Source organism: Brevibacillus brevis, assembly GCF_022026395.1.
Lineage (GTDB): Bacteria > Bacillota > Bacilli > Brevibacillales > Brevibacillaceae > Brevibacillus.
In genome coordinates, this window is the sequence record NZ_CP041767.1 from 4,004,618 (window position 1) to 4,023,867 (window position 19,250).

Genomic DNA, 19,250 nt, shown 5'->3' on the forward strand with positions numbered 1-19,250 from the left:
TTCTAGTGAAAAATTTCCCCCTATTACTTATGTAAGGTGACAATATGCTTTCATTTTCCAGACTAATCAAATGTAAACCCCCAATCCCGTAATCTCCCTCCTGCGCTGTTTGAGATTTTCGGAATGTAGGGGGAATGTACAAGTGAATACAAAAATCTCAACACCATCTTTGCTACTGTTGATCATTCTGGTGGGTTTTCCGCAAATTAGTGAAACGATCTACACACCTTCGTTACCTGATATCGCCAATAGTCTTCATGCCAGTAACAATACGATCCAGCTGACACTCAGTATTTACTTCCTCGGTTTTGCCTTTGGCGTGTTTTGTTGGGGAAGACTCTCTGACGCTATCGGCCGACGCCCTGCCATGCTCTGGGGAATTTTCGTTTACGGTCTGGGCAGCTTGGGTTGCTACCTCTCCGTTTCAGCTGACTGGTTGTTATGGAGCCGGTTCATTCAAGCTTTCGGTGCGAGTGCAGGATCGGTGGTAACCCAAACCATCTTACGAGAGAGTACCGATACCACCAAGCGTCATGCTGTTTTTGCTCAGATTTCAGCTGCTCTCGCTTTTACGCCTGCAATTGGCCCCTTAATCGGTGGTTGGGTGGATCAATCGTTTGGATACCAGGCTGTTTTCTTCACGCTAATTGCGATGAGCGTAGCGATTTTTGCTTACGCGTTTGTATCGTTGCCTGAGACCAAAACATTTACCGCTTCAAAGATAAACACGCTGGCTGTAGCCAAACGCCTTTTTACGGACAAAAGGATTTGGGCTTTTGGCTTCTTAATTGGGGCGACAAATGGCATGTTGTTCAGTTACTATGCCGAAGCGCCATTTATTTTCATTGCGTTTTTCGGCATGACGCCTGGTGTGTTTGGGTTCTTGGGGATTTTCGTAGCTTTGGCTTCTGTGATCGGGGCCATGCTCTCGAAAAAACAACTAACCAAATACCCCGCTGAGAACATTATCCTGATCGGCTCACTGGTGACAACGTTAGGAGCAGTATGCCTCACAAGTTTCACTTTGTATGGAGTGAGCCCGTCCGTTGTTTCGATGGCGATCATGGTAATCTCTATCTTTACCCTTTTGCTAGGGATTGGGATCATGATTCCAAACTGCCTGAGTTTAGCTCTTGTCCACTACAGCGATGTGCTCGGAACTGCTGGCGCTATTTTTGGTTTGATTTACTACCTCATCGTCAGTCTCATCACGAGTGGCATGAGCTATTTTCATAACGGCTCGCTGGTCACCATGCCAATCTACTTCTTGCTATTGGCAATCATGATGGTGCTTGTTAGTAAACAAATGACGGCCAGCCATACAACCAAATAGCCGATTCGCTCTTTTCAGCAACTTCAACACCAAAAAGCCGATTCTCTCATAGAGAAATCGGCTTTTTGCCTGTACTCGTCACTCCTCCCGCTTCGTCTCGATCGATAATCCTTCGACATGCTTGCGACTCATCATTTTACGTTTCTTTCGGTTCTCTTTTGTCTCAAAAACGATGTCCATGTCATAATCGGCCGGATACAGCTCTTTGCCCTCAATATGCAAGACGAGGCGCTTTTTGTTGATTTTATATTTCTGATTTTGAATCATGACGCCAACGATACCTTTGGAGTCCTCCGCAGCAAACACGATGCCGGTTCTCCCCAAATAGGAGATGAATACACTATCGCCAACAGCAAATGGTTTGTCACGCTTTGGCGTGGCTGGGGTATCTGCTGCTTTTTCGGAAATCTCCTGGGAAAGTTGCTCACGCGTTTCCTCTTCTACTGCCACTACCACTTCTTCCGGCTTTTCTATTATCCGTGACTCCACATAGCCTGGAGCCTCATACTCTTCCTGCTCGACGTCTTGGTATTGTTCCAGCCTCTCATTAGCGGCAGTCGTAGTCATGAATCCATTCCGAGTAATTTCCCGAGAACGCTGAATCATCTCAGACGGGATACCCAGCTTCAGTGCGATCAGGAATGCGTAGCTCTGGCCAGCTTCTCCGATTCGCAAGCGATACAGTGGCTGCAAGGTCTCCTCGTCAAATTCCATTCGTGCATTTTGGAAACCGGCAGTTGCGGAGGCAAAATTTTTGATTTCGTTAAAATGTGTATTCACGATTACTGTCGCGCCTCTTCGGTGCAGCTCCTCCAAAATCGCAATCGATAAAGCGACCCCTTCTCCTGGATCTGTACCCGTAGCCATCTCATCAATTAGAACAAGGGTCGAGGCGTCGGTAATCTTCAAGATTTCCAAGACATTATGAATATGCGCCGAAAACGTGCTTAACGCTTGCTCGATACTCTGCCCATCCCCAATATCTACAGCGATGTTGCGGAAAATGGAGAAACGACTGCCTTCCTGTACTGGTACTAGCAAACCTGACTGAACCATCATGGTTAACAGCCCAATGGTTTTTAGGGTCAATGTTTTCCCGCCTGTATTGGGACCTGTAATAATAAGCGATTTGTACTCTCGGCCAATTTTCAAATGCAGTGGCACCATTTTCGGACCGAGTAGCGGATGCCGTGCTTCCTTGACATCGAGGATTCCTTTTTCGTTTAGCTCGACGTTCGCGCCTCCGATTGCCAATGCGTACTTCGCTTTTGCGAAAAGGAAGTCATACATTCCAACGATCTCGACATTCGCGGTGAGTTCATGGGTATATTCTTCTGCGAACGCGGATAATTGCATCAGTACTTTTGTTACCTCGCGTTCTTCCTCTGCCTTGAGTGCTGTCAGCTCAAACTGTACGGCGCTGATCTCCGTCGGTTCCATATAGACGGTTTGACCGCTCGCCGACTCATCTAAGACACTGCCTGCCACTTGCTTGCGATGTTCTTTTTTGATAGGGATGACATAGCGTCCATTGCGTGTACTAATCACATTTTCTTGCATGATCGAACGATATTTGTTCATGATCGAATCCAATTGCCTTTTCAGGCGATCTTCAAATACGACAATTCGTTTGCGCACCTTCAACAAGTCTTTGCTGGCGGAATCGACAACTTGCCCATGACGGATGCACTGTTCGATTTCGTTCCTCAATTTTGTAGCGTCGTACATCGATGCTGCATAGGTGCTTACGCGTGGCGCCAATTGTGCTTTTGTTGCCATGTACTTCATGAGTTGTGAGCAACTCGTTAGGAACAAGTACAGATTCGTAAAATCGTTTACGCCAAATACATATCCCGTCCCTAGAAGAGAAAGGATCTTCTCCATCCCTTCCAGCGCGGGAATTGGTACACTAGCTCCATTTTGCAGGATGTTCTTGGCTTCAGCTGTTTCGTCCAGCTTACTACGCACTACTTTGACAGAGTCCATTGGCATCATTTGTTCTACATGCTTTTTCCCTGCGTACGATAAGGCGTATTCCATTACCTTTTCTTTGATCTTGTCGTATTCGAGACGCTGTAATGCTTTTTCATTCATGACTGATTTCTCCTTTTTATGAAAAATAAAAAAGGGCGAAGAATGAACAAATGTCATTCTCCGCCCTTTTTTTGGTATACCTAAACAAAACGCAACCAAATAAAAAACCGCGCTGAACACAGCACGGATTTTGGGCGCAATGATAGGGTTTTCACCTAAGGCATTGTATGATATCCGTTGTTCTTAACTAATTCCAAGGCCGATTATCACCCAGCACAAAGAAACTTTGCTACAGGGCAAAATTTCGAATGGTGAATCAAGACCTTTTGTATGGAATTGCTTTAGTTAAGAACGACCGCCGACATCAACATCTCTCCCTAGATATGGTTCCTTTCACTATAGCGCATGTGATCCTCTGCCGTCAATCCGCTTCGAATTTGTACAGCTTCACACCATAACCAGTAAAAATATCGTCAAGCTGTTTCCTCACCACATCCCAATCCCCGCCTGCTAATCCGCAGCCGATCCCGTATGGAATGGCGATGGTCAGATTTTCTTTTTTCGCGAGGGAGAGAACTTCTTCCAACCCTTTTTGCAGCATGTCATATTTCGTGTAGATTCCTTTTTTTCCATAACCGAGCTGTGCAAAAAGGTTGGCAATGTACTTCCCTTCCCCGACCTGGCAAAGTAGCACTTGTCCAAGGAGGTCGCCTCGTGCATCTGCATACTGCTCGCAATGACGCTTGTACTCCGTATAAACACTTGGATAGTTGGCCCTAATTTGCTTGGCAAGACCTGCCCCCATCACACCCATGCAGTTGACCTGCTGCACGATGATATTTTCTGTAGCTTCCAAAATATTTCCTGACACGACTTGTACCCATTCATTCATGGCACTCACTCCTTTTCCTTACGCTTCATGCAGGACTTTCTTTTTACGCCTAAAGAAGCGCAGACAAACAAAATAAAGCACAGATGCCGCTACGCCCAGGACATAAAACTTGAGAAGCAGCGTTAAGGTATGCATAACGATGAAAAAAAGCATCATCGTTGCGATGATTCCAGCTACGACGTACAGCATTGCTTCCAGTATGAGAAGGTGCCTTCTCTTGTTCAATGGCATTCGCTTCATGACCCAATCAATGATGATAGATTGCGGAATCCCTAACATAAACACCGTCGGGAACGTAAGCATCGCGACGGGAAGAACCGAGAATCGATCCTGAAAATACAGAAGGGCAGTTGCAAATGTAAATAAAAAACTCGCCACTATACCCGCCATAAACCTTTCAGCCATGCAGAACAATCACTCCTTCTTCCTGCTCACGAATAAACAGGTCTGGATAGTTCAGGACCAACCCATTTGTATCAACAGTGATGTTCTCCACGAATGTTCCAGCCTGGTATCGATAGACAGAAGAGTCCCCATTGCTTTCTAACAGCGTATATTGCTGCTGCACTTGTCTATACGTCAGCTCATGGGCCAAGAAATAGACTACTTGAATAGACTGTGGTTCCCATGGAGAATACGATAAACGGCGGATTGGCAGTGTATTTGTGAAAGGTGTACAAGAAATATCGATATCGATACAGCCAAAGAGCTCAGGAATGGGCTCACCCACCTCATTCGTCCAGTTTCCCTTGCCATCCGATGAGAGATGCAAAGCTCCTTCTTCGCCCATGATTGCCAGTGAAACCTCACGTGTGACCCAATTTGAATCCAGGACCATTTCATATTGGATTCTGGTTATACTAGCGTCATCCAGCCTTCCGATCACCATGCTATTTACGTGGATTCTGTTCGAGCCCTCCCGTATGCTCAAATGCTCATATCCTACACCTGTGGTTGGTTTCTAGATAACATTCGTTGGTAACATGCGAACCCCTCCGATCATTTGTTCCCCTTTTCTCATCCTATCATTTCTTGGATGAAAATGGTAGAGTCCTGTATAACCGGCTTGCACAACGCATACCTGAGTCATCTATGGAATAGGATCATAGTACCGGAAAATAATGGAAAGGAGACAATCGATGGATAATCCCTCCCTCTCCTTAACACAACCTGACATGCTGTCCATTATTCGCAATGGTCTCCCCAAAACCCACTCCCCCCTCCATATCATCATCGTCGGGGCTGGGATGGCTGGTCTTGTTTCTGCCTCGTTGCTAAAAGCAGCGGGACACAACGTAACGATTTTGGAAGCAGCAAACCGGATAGGGGGCAGAGTGTACACATTGCGCTCTCCATTTACCCATGGCCATTATCTGGATGCCGGGGCCATGCGTATTCCTCACACGCACGAACTTACCCTGGCATACGTGACGAAATTCGCTCTGCCCCTTCATCCGTTTATCAACAACTCTCCCAACGATATCCTCTCCGTAAATGGCATCAAAACAAGACGCTGGATCTATGAACGCAATCCTGACATCCTCCGGTTCCCTGTAGCCCCACATGAAAAAGGCCGTACTTTCAATGAATTAGCCGGGCAAGCCATTAAGCCTGTCATCGACTTCATCAATCTCAATCCAGCAACGAACTGGCCCATCATCGTCAAAAAATACGATCGATTTTCCATGGACCAGTTCTTGCGCTTCAATCCTGTTGGTCCTTCCTTATCCTCCCCCGCTATCGATATGATCAAGGTCATGACTGGCTTCGAGGGTTTCCCTGAGCTCGCCTTTCCCGAAATTTTACGAGACTTCATCCTGTTCGATCCTTCTACACGCTTTTACGAAATAGCAGGGGGATTTGATCAGCTACCACAGGCATTTCTCCCACAATTACAAGACAATATATATCTCCGGCATAAAATGACGCGAATCGTCAAGACGGGGAATCAAATGACCATTTCTGGCGTTCGTACCGACACAGACGAAATGTTTCAGATGACCGGCGATATCGCGATTATTACCATCCCTTTTACTGTCTTGCAGTTTGTTCAGGTCGAACCGTACGACCTGTTTTCCTATCAAAAATGGAAAGCCATTCGTCAACTCCACTATGTTTCTTCATCCAAAATAGGCGTTCAGTTTTCTCAGCGCTTCTGGGAAGCACAAGGAATAAGGAGCGGACAAACAGTAACGGATTCACCTATTCGCCTCTCCTACTTCCCCAATCACGGATTTGATCGGCCCGGGGGTGTCGTATTGGTCAGTTACACATGGGAAGATGACGACCTTCCTTGGCTCAGCATGCCGAAAGAAGTTCAAGTGATGCAAGCAGTAAAGCATCTGGCTGATATTCATGGAGAGCAGGTGTACAATACATTCGTTACGGGGGTCGCACATAATTGGGCATTGCAGCCCCATGCTGCTGGTGCCTTTGCCTTGTTCAAACCGTTGCAGGAGACGGAATTTGCTTCCCACATTGGTGCGCCTGAAGGAAAAATTTATTTTGCGGGGGAGCATATCTCGAATGAATATCACGGCTGGATTCAGGGGGCGATTGAGTCTGCTGTGCGCGTGGCTGTAGAGGTGGGCAGAAAATAAGCGGGGTTCTGTACGATAAAAGATTCCGTACATTCCCCGCCGTTTGTCGATTATGATTCTTTTACGAATTCCACTCATATTCTTTTCGAAGCAGCGCCAGCTTCACAAGATCAATGTACATCCCATTTTCAAATTCCGTTTCTCGATGGATTCCTTCCACCTGAAAGCCAAATTTTTGGAGCAAATGGATAGATGCCGTATTTCGTGTATCTGCATCTGCTTCTATTCTGTTTAGATGCATATGCGTAAACCCGTACGCGATAATGGGCCGCAGTGCTTCCGACATGATCCCCTTATTCCACCACGAAAAATTCAGATCATACCCAATCTCCGCTTTGTTATGTCCAGCATGATAATGTTTATAGCCGCAGCTACCAAGAAATTTTCCAGTGAAACGATCCGTGACCGCCCACCTGAGTCCCTGTTTTTGTTCAAATAAGTCTCGGTACCATCGAAGTTCATTTTCAGCATCTGCAATCGATTGAAATCTCGCTATTCCTACATATCTCGCCACATCTTCATGTGACAACACTTCAAAAATATCTTCTATGTCTTGTTGATCAGGTTGTCGCAGGATCAATCTGTCTGTTTCGATGACAGGGAATTGATCGAACATCGTCGAGCTACTCACGATAAGAACCTCCTCACAAACGTAGGACGGGACATTTTGGTTGCCTCATTCCCTTCCATAATCTAGTTCATGATATAGTTTATGATAGAAAGAAGCAATGTCTCGAATTGCTGAATCTGCTTGTGCGTTGCTCTTGTTGACGATGCCTTGATTCATATAGTTGTCGTGACAACTCTGTTCTACTCGTGGAGGATAGCAGAGTGATAATGCGTTCGTACTACAGCATCTTGCGAAAGTGATATTCCATCTCTCCAGCCATGGCTGCCGGAGTATCACCTGTTTCGCGGAAATCATGGGTATGAATCGTTTCAAACGGTCCAAAATCCGCTTGCTTATAAAACTCAAAACAAGGGAAGCCATCATGCGCTCCTTCGATCTGTACAAGACCATCCCTTTTCGCCGTAACTGATAATAAGTAGTCAACCGGAGGCGCATGCTCATTCAGGGGATTGCTCGCACTTGCGCTCATTTCAAAGCTCACTTCATCATCCGATTTCCATATCATATTCCTGCACAAAATGCCGTCCGTACTCGCTTTTCCCTTTCTCAGCTGAATCGAGCCATCAGGATTCGTGATCTTCTCTGTTGTGATTCCCGTGTTCTGATAGGTGAAAATTTCTTTTTTCATAAAGTCTACGACAACCTCTTGCTCCACTCTGGAACGCATGGCGTTAACTGCATGCGGGGTAAATTCACGCGAATCGCCTTCGAATTGAATGATTTTTCCTGTTTGCGAATCAGTTCTTGGTTCCGTCCATGACAGGGGGATAAATACACTCGCCCTGATTTTGATCAGGTTCACCATACCTTGGCACCTCCATGTGTCATTGTTCTTCTAAGACAAATATGTTATGTTTTGGTAAAAAAAGAACACCATGCAGATATCATCATTTCGTTGTCAACGCTGCTTATCATTACTTTCCGTGCAAAAAAATAGGATCTATCCTGATAAAGTAAGGTGGGATAAAGATGTTGCAAGAGAATGCCAATCTTCATGTTCCAGACAGATGTATCTTTCTCGTTACCGGGGTTATGGCTTCTGGAAAATCAACGGTAGCTCAGTTACTTGCTGAAAAGCTGAATCGAGGCGTCCATCTGCGTGGTGATTCGTTCCGACGAATGATTGTAAATGGCAGAGAGGAGTACATGCCTGAACCGTCAGAAGAAGCCATTCGACAGTTGCGGTTGCGCTACAAAATAGCAGCCTCTACAGCAGACACTTTTTTTGAAGCAGGATTTAATGTCGTTGTACAGGATGTTGTGATCGGCCCCTTTTTGGGCGAATTTGTTGAAATGATTCGGAACCGTCCGTTGTATGTTGTAGTACTCTCGCCAAGCGAAAAAGCAATTGAAGAGAGAGAAGCTTCCCGTTCCAAAACAGGGTATGGTGCTTGGACGATTTCCCACCTCAATAAAATCTTGCAAACCGAGACACCAAAGCTCGGCATGTGGATCGATTCTTCCGAGCAGGCACCTCAGGAAACGGTGGAGGAAATCTTACTCTCCATGAAAAAGCCTGAGTTCAGTGACATGCCGAACTCAGGCAACCAAATCGTCTAACTTCTTACACTGCGTACATCGTTGGCCAGAAGTACTCTACGCCTTCCGCGTACAAGAACGCTTGGAACTTTTTCAGCTCATCAGGAGTGTTTCGAACAGCGCGAGGAGTCAAGCCATATTGCAAGCAATAAGCTGTCAAATAACCAGCTACTTCACCAACGTTCCACTCTACTGGGTGGAGACGGAAGCATCCATTTGTAATATGCGTAACCCCAAGATTTTTGCCCGCTGGCAGCAGGTTATTTACACGCACAGGGATTAAGCTGCCCAACGGAATTTGGAACGGATAGGTAGACACATCGACGTAATTGCGGTTCGCTGTACTCGGATGTAGATCGATTCGGTAACTACCGACTCCAACGGAATCTTCGAAAGCCTCTGCTTTGCCTGTTTTGCGGACAAATGCACTCACATGCTGCTCCAATACGGTGAATTCGGCTTTGATCCGGCGGGATTCACGAATATACGGATACATCGCCAGCCCATCCTCTGTTCCTACTACATCCTTGCGCAGTCGCAGGCCTGGATACCCTTGTCCACCATCTGGGCGAGGAGCCTCTGTTTGCATCCAATACAGAAGGGAGAGACTCAGCTGTTTACCACCGTAAAGGTGACGCTGACGCTCTTCCTCTGGCACATCGATGATCGAGCCCAACCAGTAATCATTTTGCGGCCAGTTAACGAGCGATACACCACTCTTGTACAAACCGGTTTGGAAGTTTTTCGGATCAGCAACCTGACGATACGTAAAGAGCGGAAAATATTTAGTACCCGGGAACAGCTCATATCTTACAGATTCAGCAGTATTTCGCGGGTTGGAACCTGTCCAGCTGAGCAGCTTGTCCGGCCAAAAATCTGCTTTGTAGTTTCTCCAGAAGTCATACGTTTCCGGTTTGGCAATTGTATGATCTTCTCCCTCCAAATAGTCCATGGCAAAGACATACGTAAACGCCTGAATATCATTTGGCTGCGGCGGTCCGACAACAGCATTTGGCTCTCCCGTTTGATCAACTGATTCAGCGCCAAGCACATATTCGACGCCGGCTTGCGGGAGAACATCTCCACATTCTGTCGCGTCCAAGAAATAAGGTGCTACCAATTCATGAAAATCATGATGCTTCTTATCTTCGACCGTGATCGACAAGACATTATCGCCATCCATGCGAACGGCATGCAGCTTATGATTAGTCAGAATAGTAAGTCTACCACTGTTAATGTACGGAGCAAGCATCTGATAAAAAACAGCCAGTGCTACTTTTGGTTCGTGGCAAAGGCGACTTACGGAACCGTTACCAGGGTCAAGATTCGGAATGACGCGTGCTTCTGCCGTCATTGGGTAATGGTTGCGATAATAGTCACGCACGCTGTCACGGAATGTGCGATAGCTGCGCGTGCAACCAAACTGTTCGATCCATGGATGCTCATCTGGAGGTACCGCCTGACTCGTAAATTGACCGCCAATCCAATCGGTTTCCTCCGTCATAATGACTGATTTTCCTGATTTCGCTGCTGCCAGTGCTGCTGCGCAGCCACCAGTGCCTCCCCCAATAATCACCACATCAGCATGAAGTTCTCTCATTCTACTTCCCTCCACATTTTCTGATTTTTGGTTGTTTCTGTCAGTTAATACGCAAAAAATGACAATACGTTACAATTTTCGCAAAAAACACTAAATATTTTTTATCAGCTTCTACTTGTGCAAACTTTGTTTCTGGATCTATGCCCCTAATTTCCCCTCAGAGTGATGACCCTTTTCATCCCCTTCCAGCTGTCTCTTACCAAGCCTGAATTCCCCATCTCCACGCCAAACTTGTGTATTGAAGTGGAATCGTCTAAGCAAAAACAAGAACGTGTGTTCTTATACAAATATATACGAACAGGATGCGAACAGTCAAGAAATTACTCCCTTTTCTTTCTATTTTTTGTAAAAATACAAGCGACAGAAAGCACCGCAAAGTGAAGATAAGCACAAAAAATCCCTTCAGCGTGACTATCTCAGCATGAAGGGATTTTAAATCGTCTTTATTTAAACAAATTAATCGTGGTAATAATGATCGGCATCGCGAACACATCAATCAGGAAGGCACCAACGATCGGAACGACCAAGTATGCTTTTCGCGAAGGACCAAATCTTCCCGTTACGGCCGCCATATTCGCCATTGCGTTTGGAGTAGCGCCCAGACCATGGCCTGTAAAGCCTGCGACCATAACTGCGGCATCGTAGTTTTTGCCAAGCAAACGGAACAGGACGAAAATCCCGAACAAAACGATGAATACTACTTGAACAAATACGATCACGAGCATTGGAAGCGCTAGGTCGGCAACTTCCCACAGCTTGATGCTCATCAGTGCCATGGACAGGAAGATTCCGAGCGTCACATCACTGATCAGGTTGATGCTCTTCATGTCGATTGCTTTTGGATTGAGCTTATCTACGATGTTACGGACAATCACCGCTACAAACATCGCTCCCACATAACCCGGCAGAACAAATCCGGTTGCAGTCGAGAACAGCTCTCCCAAATACGTTCCCAATGCCATACAGAATGTAATCAGCAGGACTTGGATGAAGAAGGTATTCGAGTGAATCGGTTGTCCTTTTTCTTCTACTGTCTCTACTACTTCTTCCGTTTCCGTCGGCTTCAGATCGTATTTGGCAATTAAATATTTCACAGTCGGTCCGCCAACCAAGCCCCCTGCTACGAGACCAAAGGTAGCTGCTGCGATCCCAATCGCCAACGCAGATTGAATGCCCATGTCCTCAAGCGTTTGTCCAAAAGCACCAGCTGCTCCATGTCCACCTTCCATGGAGACAGCTCCTGCCATCATCCCGATCAATGGATGAATACCGAACACGGAAGCTAGTGACACACCGATTACGTTTTGTGCCAGAGCCAGAAATCCACAGGCGATCCAGTAAATAACGAGCAGCTTCCCGCCAAGCTTGATCAGCTTAAAGCTCGCTCCCAATCCAACAGTAGTAAAAAACGTAAGCATGAACAAGCTTTGCAAGGAAGTATCCAATGTAATTTGTAAAATTCCGGTCGCTTTCAAAGCTGTTGCAATAATAGCGAACAACAAGCCCCCAACCACTGGTGCCGGGATGCAAAACTTTTGCAAGAAACTAGCCTTTTTTACGAGGAAAGTACCTAATACGAGAAGTGCTACTGCGAGAAAAATCGTCGTTACTTGATTAAGTGCTAACGTCATAGTTGTCTCCCCTTAGTTGTTCTCTAGTAATCCCATGATGGCTTCATTCGTCAAGTAAGCACCTAGCTTTACGGTTCTTCCGTTTTCATCTAAAACCGGATTCACTTCACAAATATCAAAAGAAAGCGTTTTCTTATGAGTGGCAACGGCACGGATCAAAGTGCGAACAACCATTGGTGTTAAGCCGAAAGGAGATGGCGCACTTACTCCCGGTGCAAAGGCTGCGTTTAAAACATCTGTACATAGCGTCAGCATGACATGATCGTGTTTTTCAATGAATTCGCTTACAGATAAACTAATTTCATCCATTCGCGCGTCTGTCATCTCTTCTTCATACACATAGCTCACACCGAGCTCATCTGCTTTATCAAATAGCTCTTGCGTATTGCCATAGCGCTGAATCCCCAACACAAAATAGCTGCTATTTTTGTCATGCTCTAGTATTTGCCGAAACATCGTCCCAGATGAAGGCTGAACTTCATAGGAACGCAAATCGAAATGAGCGTCAATATTGATAATGCCCAGGGAAGCCTCTTTTCCAATATGCTTGCGGACACCGGCGTAATGTCCATACAATGTCTCATGGCCTCCGCCTAAAATAATGGGCGTCATGGCTTTGGAAAAGATTGCAGAGACGGCGTTCCCCAATTCTTCCTGAGCTGCTTCCAGCTCTTCGTTTGGACAAACAACATTCCCCACATCTACAATACGTTTCCCTTCCTCCACCTTCCAAGGAAGGCTTGCAAGCGCTTGCCGAATTGCGTTTGGAGCCTTGGCTGCACCTAATCTTCCTTGATTGCGCCTCACTCCCTCTTCACATTCAAACCCAATGATAGCGACTGTGCGATCCTCGGCAGCTTGCAATGTATCCAAGTCCGTTATTTCTACAATCTGATGGTAGCGAAAACTGCTTCTTCTCTCCGTATGGTCAGTCCGGCCGGTCCACAAATCTGCTGATACATTCTTTGGCAAGCTATTCATCCTTTCTGAACCTTTTGTTTATTGATTATATAATGACAAACTTATTATTTCTAATATATAATTCAAATAAATTGATAGCTTTATGCTATAAATAAGGGTAGGTGCCCCAGTTGGATATCAAACATTTGCACTATTTTGTGACAGTTTGTGATCAGTTGAGCTACTCCAAAGCCGCACAAAAACTGCATATTTCGCAGCCTTCCTTAAGTAACGCGATCAAAAATCTGGAGCAAGAAGTCGGCTCTCCACTGCTCGAGAGAAACACGAGAAAAATGGAATTGACGGATGCTGGTAAAATCTTGTACCAGAAAGCATTGCTGCTTCTTTCCCAAATGAACATGCTAAAAAAAGAGATGGAAGAAGTAAAGCTAACCGGGAGCGGCGATCTTATCATCGGCATCATAGAGTCCGTAAAGCATTGGATTCCAAAAGTCATTCGCGGATATCAGGGGCGTTTTCCCTCGATTAACATCAAGCTAATCGAGGTTCTGAGCGGGAAAGCTGTAAAGGAATCACTGCGGAAGTATCATACGCATTTGCTCATAACCAACCAATTCATCAATGAAGAAGATATTGAATCCATTGCTCTGTATGATGAGCGCTTAATGCTGGTGCTGCACAAGGATCATGCGCTGGCAGAAAAGGAATCCGTTCGATTAAAAGACTTGGCTAATGAGCCATTCATCATTAGTACAGAGGGATTTCAGACAAGGGAGGATATTTTAACGGCCTTTTCGTTTGAACAAGTCGACCCGCAAATCAAATTTGAGATTGAGCGCTTTGAAACTGCATTGACGTTAGTGAGGGAGAATTTGGGGGTAACGATTATTCCTGAGAACTATTTGTCTGGATCAACAGATGCTTCACTCGTTCGGAAAACGATTGATTCGCCTGCGTTGGAGCGGACGGTTTATTTGGCGTACTTGAAAAATCGTTATTTGGCCCCGGCTGTGCAGGCTTTTCTGGAGGAGGTTCGGGGAAAGTTTCCTTCCAAAACATAGCGAATACTCTCTCCTCGCTTGCATACAGCTTCTGCTCCATCTTGTCCTTGGATATGTAGAGGGATCAAAAAGATGATAGAAATACTTCATGCCATCTTTTCCAAATACTTTTACATGGTGAGTCAAACCATTACACAATTCCCACTTCTTTATATATAATTGGGAAAGTCTTGTAAATATTCAAAAGCAGGTGATCCTTTGATTCAAGTAGGCGATGCTTCATCAACCTTTTTTGTGTTCCTCCCGATCCTTCTCATCTTATTTTTAAACGTGATTAATATCGTCATCAGTATTTGGGCATACCGTGATGCGAGGAGACGTGGGAATAGCAAGGAGTTCTCCATCATCGTGCTGATTGCATTATTGTTTTTTCCCATTATCGGGTTGATCGTTTATTTGGTGATTCGGAAAGATAAGTTTTGAAAAGTAAGGAATTCTCTTTTCCTTCCTTTTTTATTTTGTCTTCGTATAACCTCTCTCTCATTTCCCGAAATAAAAAAAGCAGTCAAACAGGAATAACCTTCCTGCTCAACTGCTTGATCAGAAAATATGATTAGGCTCTCGTCACATTGAGGATCAGATCGTTCTCAAATCCACCGATTGAGATGTCAGAATAGCACTTGAGCATTTCTGTTAGCATCACCTTTGCTTCCAGTCTGGATAGTGGTGCTCCCAAGCAGAAATGGCAGCCTTTTCCGAAGGTTAAGTGCTTGTTGCTATTAGGTCGATGGATATCGAATTGATCTCCCTGTGCAAAGGTATGTTCATCACGATTGGCAGAACCGAGCCATGCCATGACGATCTCGCCTTTTTTCATCAGACTTCCAAACATATCCGTGTCTTCTTGAACCTTGCGCATCAAAACCTGTGCTGGCGGACGGAAGCGCAATACTTCCTCGATCGCTTGATCTACCAGTTGCGGATTCTCCCTTAATTCACGATAAACGCCTGGTCGATCCAGTAAAAAGCAGTAGAAAACACTGAACAAGAGCGTACTTGTCGTTACATTTCCGGCAAGCAGCAAACTGATTGCAATATCAATAATCTCAGGGTCAGATAGCTTTTGGCCTTTATATTCTGTTTGCGTTAAGTCGGAAAGGAAATCTTTTGTCGGGTTCTCTCTTTTTTCTTGAATGATCGGAGAGAGATAAACAGCCATTTCCTTCATGATTTCTTCCTTTTTGAGGTTAATATCCTCATACGTTTCGCGTGTCCCGGAAGCGATGAGAACATCTGACCATTGTTTGAACAGCATCCAATCGCTAGACGGTACACCGAGCAAATCGGCAATGACAATCACTGGCATCGGGGTTGCGAGATCACCTAAAATTCTGATGCTTTGCTTTTCTTTTACTTCCTCTAATAGATGACGTGAAATTTCTTGAATGCGCGGCTCCCACTCCTGAAGTGTTCGGGTTGAAAAGGCTTTTGTATAGAGAGCTCTCCTTTTTCCATGATCAGGCGGGTCCATCTCTGTGATGCCCTTTTCTTTCAATGCGAGGGAACCAGCAATTCGTTTGCCTGTATCGCTTGAAAAGAGGTGATAATCGGTCAGCACGCGCTCGACATCCGCATACAGAAATACGTTCCAAACCTGTTGCTTTTCATCATAATGTACCGGGCTATTTTTTCTCATTTCTGCATACCAGCCATAGGGTTCAAACTGTTGTTGCAGATTCTCCGCACCTGATATTTCATTGGGGAATACTACTTTATTCATTTCATTCACTCCTTATTTATATGGATGGGTATGTGCTGCAAGCTGGCTACTGTCTGTATGATTTGATATCCTCTATCATGGTATCGAGGAGTTTTTCTATTAGCCCAACGTCTGTGTTCGATTCAAAGAAGGAAATATTGAGGGTTATGCAATCTTGATAGGTACTGACTCCAAGCATCAGTCCTGGTGCGTAATAGGCTGGTGATACGATATATGCACCTGCGACTTTCACATCATCGAATGATAGCTGACTCATACTAATCATACCAAAATTTGATAGTATTGGTGTACTATTACCATCTGCTACAAGTTGTTTTCTTACATCCTGTATGATCTTCAAGGTGTGATGGAACTCTAAATTTTCCACAAAGGCAAACGTGTTTACCGCATCGTGCAGAATGTCTTTATTATCACGTTGACTCTTCATGAATTCCGCCACTTCTTCTACCTTATCTGCAAATGTCCCTGTTGCTTGATTCATTGTGGCATGAACAACTCCAGACAAGTTGTAAATAGCGTCTACCTTGCCCTTGGGTAAGAATTTTCTTACATTTACAGTCACCATGACTTTGACCTGCTCATCCGGAACATTTTCCATCTGTTGATATAAAGCTCGCATGTAGGCAGCCAGTACCACATCATTTACCGTGAACCCTTTTTGTTTAAATCCTTGCGCCAGCTCCAGCCACTCTTCGCCCGGTATTCTGCGAATGGCTTGTCTCCTTTTCGCTGGTTCTCCAGGCGTAAAAGGAAGTGTTGGCCCCTGCGGTTCGGGAGCTTGCGGCGTCCCGCCATTTGGGATACCCATTTCCTTGAACAAACGGCTCTGATCCCTCCCCTCAAGGTTTGGCTTGGGAACGTAGCGCGGGTCTTTGGCTAGCTCACTATAAAGCGAAGCTAACAAGTGAACATATTCGATCAACCCTGCACCATCACTGCATAGATGATTCAGTTTGATGCAAACGATATCTTTGGTCGAGGTCCGCAGAATGCGAATTTTGACCATCGCATCAGCATCGATGTCTATTGGGCTCGACAGCCACTCCTGTATGGCTTTCTCTGCGGAATCGGACTCACCGAGAAGTTGCAAGGAACACCAACCGCTTGACGCCAAATCGCTGCGTCGCTCCCAATAAGGGCGGACTGAATCTTTTATAAAGCGGCAACCAATGATAGGTTCCGCAATGGTGCTTGCCTCCATCGCTTGAAGCAATCGCTGTTGATTCACCTGTCCGTCCATTTCCAACACCATTTGAAGCTGGCAATCGGAAAGATAGCTGACCATGTAATTAAACCTGTCACTTCCGTTTGCAGGCAGTCGGTTTGGGATTGCCATGTTCTGATTTACCTCACTGACATTCATTTACGAAACACCCCTTTACCTACAATTTTTGAAAGAAAAACAGTCAGGAAAAAATATCCTGACTGTCCTTTTTATCAGCAAATCCCAGAGATTCTATCGAATTGATACCTTGTATTCCTCTAACCACATGTTTATCTGGACGAGATATTCGATCAGCTTCGTTGATTGAGCGAGATTCATAGGTGCTTTTCCATCCAGTACAAATTGGATTACAGACTTATTAATTAAAGGTAATAGAGGCGAATTAGGATTGGCTAGAATTTGTTTCATATGGTCCAGAATCGCATGGTAATACTCCGGATGATAGGTCATCGGATATGCGCTTTTGTTGCGATACAATACTTCCTGCGGCAAATATCCTTTGTACGCTCTGCGAAGCAAGCCTTTTTCGATTTGATCAATATTTTTTACTTTCCATGGGACATTCCACAAATATTCAACCAGACGGTAATCACAATAGGGAACACGTACTTCAAACCCCGTATACATGCTCATTCGATCCTTGCGATCCAATAGCAACGGAAGAAAACGCGTGATAAAGAGGTACGACATTTTGCGCTGTTGAGCTTCCAAAGCTGTCTCCCCTTCCAAAGGGTGTACCTCTGCAATCCCTTCTTCGTACCGCCTGCGAAGATATTCTTGTGGGCGAATCTTTTCGATGGCTTCTTCATTTAAAAATGAGCTCCACCCGTCATGCTCCATCCAAGGGAATTTCCCTGAGTTCAAGAATTTCTCCTTCTGAAACCAAGGGTACCCGTTAAATACTTCGTCTGCCGATTCACCTGATAGCGAGACGGTCGCTTTTTTCTTCATTTCCCGGCAGAACAAATAGAGCGAGGTATCCGTCTCCCCTAATCCTGGGAGATCACGCGCTCTCAACGGCATATGAAAATGAGTAATCAGATCTTGGGCGTTGAAGGTAATCTCTTGATGCTTGGTTTGTACATGCTCTGAGACTGATTTTGCCCATGGCGCGTCCAAACTAATGTGAAGCAAACCTTCTTCAAAATGCTGATCATTGTCAACAAAATCTACCGAATAGGTTTGCAACGTTTTCCCTTTTTTACGGAGCTCCTCAGCGGCTAAAGCAACCAAGCCACTAGAGTCCAAGCCCCCAGACAGCATACTAACCAATGGCAGGTCAGAGATTAACTGACGTTTTACCGTGTCTTGTAACAGACCGCGTATCGTTTCTGTCGTTGTCTCCATATCATCGGTATGCACCTTGCTCGCCAGTTTCCAGTATGGCCTTGTTCTGATTTGATCCTTCGTGACTGTTACACAATGTCCAGCTCGCACCTCCCTTACATTGCGGAAAATGCCAAATCCAGGCGTTCTCGCCGGACCGAGTCCGATAATATCCGCTAACCCATCCGCTTCTACCTCAGGCTTTACTTTTGGATGGGCGAGCAAGGCTTTCAGTTCAGAACCGAACAAGAACGAGCTCCCTCGTTGACAATAAAATAATGGTTTTACACCCAAGTGATCACGTGCTAAAAACAAGCGATGATTTTTTTCGTCCCAAATGGCGAATGCAAAAATTCCATTGAGATGACGGACACATTCCTCTCTCCATTCCAAAAAAGCGTGCAGTAATACTTCCGTGTCAGAATTGGTTTGAAAGGAGTGCCCAAGCAGCTCTAACTGGCGGCGCAGGTCCAAGTAATTATAGATTTCGCCATTAAACGATAAGACACACGTCTGATCTCCTTCTCGGTAGATCATGGGTTGCTTGCCGCCTTCCGGGTCGATCACGATCAGGCGCCGATGCGCAATCGCTGCCCGAGGAGACAACCAATACCCCTCTTCATCTGGCCCACGATGTTGGATCGCTTGAGCCATTTTGTGCAAAATAGCATGCTGGGATGTCAAATCGTCATCCCAATCAAGCCATCCCACAATTCCACACATAGTAACCTCTCCTC

At 45.4% G+C, this 19,250-nt stretch carries 16 protein-coding genes and 1 pseudogene; 5 read left to right on the forward strand and 12 right to left on the reverse strand.

The genetic code is table 11. The annotated features are described in order from the left end of the window. Positions 1–142 precede the first annotated feature (142 nt). Entirely contained in the window at positions 143–1,333 is a 1,191-nt protein-coding gene (locus FO446_RS19210; protein WP_237898804.1) for a multidrug effflux MFS transporter, read from the forward strand. 78 nt (positions 1,334–1,411) lie between these two features. On the opposite strand, the gene FO446_RS19215 is transcribed toward FO446_RS19210, so the two are convergent. From FO446_RS19215 to FO446_RS19230, 4 genes and pseudogenes are all read right to left on the reverse strand, one after another. Further along, positions 1,412–3,427 (reverse strand): endonuclease MutS2, encoded by a 2,016-nt coding sequence (locus FO446_RS19215; protein ID WP_173608300.1) that lies wholly within the window; start codon positions 3,425–3,427, stop codon positions 1,412–1,414. Between the two features lie 361 nt (positions 3,428–3,788). After that, positions 3,789–4,259: a macro domain-containing protein gene (locus FO446_RS19220; RefSeq protein ID WP_173608301.1), complete on the reverse strand. Its 471-nt coding sequence runs from the start codon at positions 4,257–4,259 to the stop codon at positions 3,789–3,791. Positions 4,260–4,277: 18 nt separating this feature from the next. Then, positions 4,278–4,664 carry a hypothetical protein gene (locus FO446_RS19225; RefSeq protein WP_173608302.1) on the reverse strand — a complete coding sequence of 129 codons (387 nt, stop codon included), beginning with the start codon at positions 4,662–4,664 and terminating at the stop codon, positions 4,278–4,280. After that, positions 4,657–5,244 (reverse strand): annotated as a pseudogene (locus tag FO446_RS19230) (putative glycolipid-binding domain-containing protein). The gene FO446_RS19225 and the pseudogene FO446_RS19230 overlap by 8 nt, the downstream one beginning before the upstream one ends. A gap of 154 nt (positions 5,245–5,398) precedes the next feature. On the opposite strand from FO446_RS19230, the gene FO446_RS19235 reads away from it, so the two are divergent. Next, positions 5,399–6,859 carry a flavin monoamine oxidase family protein gene (locus tag FO446_RS19235; RefSeq protein WP_173608303.1) on the forward strand — a complete coding sequence of 487 codons (1,461 nt, stop codon included), beginning with the start codon at positions 5,399–5,401 and terminating at the stop codon, positions 6,857–6,859. Between the two features lie 61 nt (positions 6,860–6,920). Here FO446_RS19235 and FO446_RS19240 read toward each other — a convergent pair whose 3' ends face one another. Both FO446_RS19240 and FO446_RS19245 read right to left on the reverse strand, forming a co-directional pair. Beyond that, a complete protein-coding gene (locus tag FO446_RS19240; RefSeq protein WP_237898805.1) occupies positions 6,921–7,490 on the reverse strand; it encodes a GNAT family N-acetyltransferase in 570 nt (189 codons plus the stop codon). A gap of 217 nt (positions 7,491–7,707) precedes the next feature. Next, on the reverse strand, positions 7,708–8,295 hold the full coding sequence (locus FO446_RS19245) for a DUF3238 domain-containing protein (RefSeq protein WP_221869049.1): 588 nt from the start codon (positions 8,293–8,295) through the stop codon (positions 7,708–7,710). A gap of 164 nt (positions 8,296–8,459) precedes the next feature. Between FO446_RS19245 and FO446_RS19250 the strand changes: the two genes are divergently transcribed. Continuing rightward, complete coding sequence (locus FO446_RS19250; RefSeq protein WP_173608306.1) at positions 8,460–9,050, forward strand: AAA family ATPase; 591 nt, start codon at positions 8,460–8,462, stop codon at positions 9,048–9,050. A gap of 4 nt (positions 9,051–9,054) precedes the next feature. Here FO446_RS19250 and FO446_RS19255 read toward each other — a convergent pair whose 3' ends face one another. From FO446_RS19255 to hutG, 3 genes are all read right to left on the reverse strand, one after another. Continuing rightward, positions 9,055–10,629, reverse strand: coding sequence for an FAD-dependent oxidoreductase (locus tag FO446_RS19255; RefSeq protein WP_173608307.1), 1,575 nt, complete (start codon positions 10,627–10,629; stop codon positions 9,055–9,057). Between the two features lie 443 nt (positions 10,630–11,072). Further along, positions 11,073–12,260 carry a sodium/glutamate symporter gene (gene gltS, locus FO446_RS19260; protein WP_047068478.1) on the reverse strand — a complete coding sequence of 396 codons (1,188 nt, stop codon included), beginning with the start codon at positions 12,258–12,260 and terminating at the stop codon, positions 11,073–11,075. 12 nt (positions 12,261–12,272) lie between these two features. Next, complete coding sequence (gene hutG, locus FO446_RS19265; RefSeq protein WP_173608308.1) at positions 12,273–13,241, reverse strand: formimidoylglutamase; 969 nt, start codon at positions 13,239–13,241, stop codon at positions 12,273–12,275. Positions 13,242–13,351: 110 nt separating this feature from the next. Between hutG and FO446_RS19270 the strand changes: the two genes are divergently transcribed. Continuing rightward, entirely contained in the window at positions 13,352–14,242 is an 891-nt protein-coding gene (locus tag FO446_RS19270; RefSeq protein WP_173608309.1) for a LysR family transcriptional regulator, read from the forward strand. Positions 14,243–14,440: 198 nt separating this feature from the next. Continuing rightward, positions 14,441–14,665 (forward strand): PLDc N-terminal domain-containing protein, encoded by a 225-nt coding sequence (locus FO446_RS19275; protein WP_173608310.1) that lies wholly within the window; start codon positions 14,441–14,443, stop codon positions 14,663–14,665. A 130-nt stretch (positions 14,666–14,795) separates the two neighbouring features. Here FO446_RS19275 and FO446_RS19280 read toward each other — a convergent pair whose 3' ends face one another. The 3 genes from FO446_RS19280 to asnB all read right to left on the reverse strand — a co-directional run bounded on the left by FO446_RS19280 (position 14,796) and on the right by asnB (position 19,236). Continuing rightward, on the reverse strand, positions 14,796–15,962 hold the full coding sequence (locus FO446_RS19280) for a cytochrome P450 (protein WP_173608311.1): 1,167 nt from the start codon (positions 15,960–15,962) through the stop codon (positions 14,796–14,798). Positions 15,963–16,008: 46 nt separating this feature from the next. Further along, positions 16,009–17,325 carry a condensation domain-containing protein gene (locus tag FO446_RS19285; RefSeq protein ID WP_237898807.1) on the reverse strand — a complete coding sequence of 439 codons (1,317 nt, stop codon included), beginning with the start codon at positions 17,323–17,325 and terminating at the stop codon, positions 16,009–16,011. 93 nt (positions 17,326–17,418) lie between these two features. After that, a complete protein-coding gene (gene asnB / locus FO446_RS19290; RefSeq protein ID WP_221869045.1) occupies positions 17,419–19,236 on the reverse strand; it encodes an asparagine synthase (glutamine-hydrolyzing) in 1,818 nt (605 codons plus the stop codon). Positions 19,237–19,250: the final 14 nt, after the last annotated feature.

Coding starts and splice junctions, on each gene's coding strand:
- FO446_RS19215 (WP_173608300.1), bottom strand. CDS start 3,427: ATGAATGAAAAAGCATTACAGCGTCTCGAATACGACAAGATCAAAGAA.
- FO446_RS19220 (WP_173608301.1), bottom strand. CDS start 4,259: ATGAATGAATGGGTACAAGTCGTGTCAGGAAATATTTTGGAAGCTACA.
- FO446_RS19225 (WP_173608302.1), bottom strand. CDS start 4,664: ATGGCTGAAAGGTTTATGGCGGGTATAGTGGCGAGTTTTTTATTTACA.
- FO446_RS19235 (WP_173608303.1), top strand. CDS start 5,399: ATGGATAATCCCTCCCTCTCCTTAACACAACCTGACATGCTGTCCATT.
- FO446_RS19245 (WP_221869049.1), bottom strand. CDS start 8,295: ATGGTGAACCTGATCAAAATCAGGGCGAGTGTATTTATCCCCCTGTCA.
- FO446_RS19250 (WP_173608306.1), top strand. CDS start 8,460: ATGTTGCAAGAGAATGCCAATCTTCATGTTCCAGACAGATGTATCTTT.
- FO446_RS19255 (WP_173608307.1), bottom strand. CDS start 10,629: ATGAGAGAACTTCATGCTGATGTGGTGATTATTGGGGGAGGCACTGGT.
- gltS (WP_047068478.1), bottom strand. CDS start 12,260: ATGACGTTAGCACTTAATCAAGTAACGACGATTTTTCTCGCAGTAGCA.
- hutG (WP_173608308.1), bottom strand. CDS start 13,241: ATGAATAGCTTGCCAAAGAATGTATCAGCAGATTTGTGGACCGGCCGG.
- FO446_RS19280 (WP_173608311.1), bottom strand. CDS start 15,962: ATGAATAAAGTAGTATTCCCCAATGAAATATCAGGTGCGGAGAATCTG.
- FO446_RS19285 (WP_237898807.1), bottom strand. CDS start 17,325: ATGAATGTCAGTGAGGTAAATCAGAACATGGCAATCCCAAACCGACTG.
- asnB (WP_221869045.1), bottom strand. CDS start 19,236: ATGTGTGGAATTGTGGGATGGCTTGATTGGGATGACGATTTGACATCC.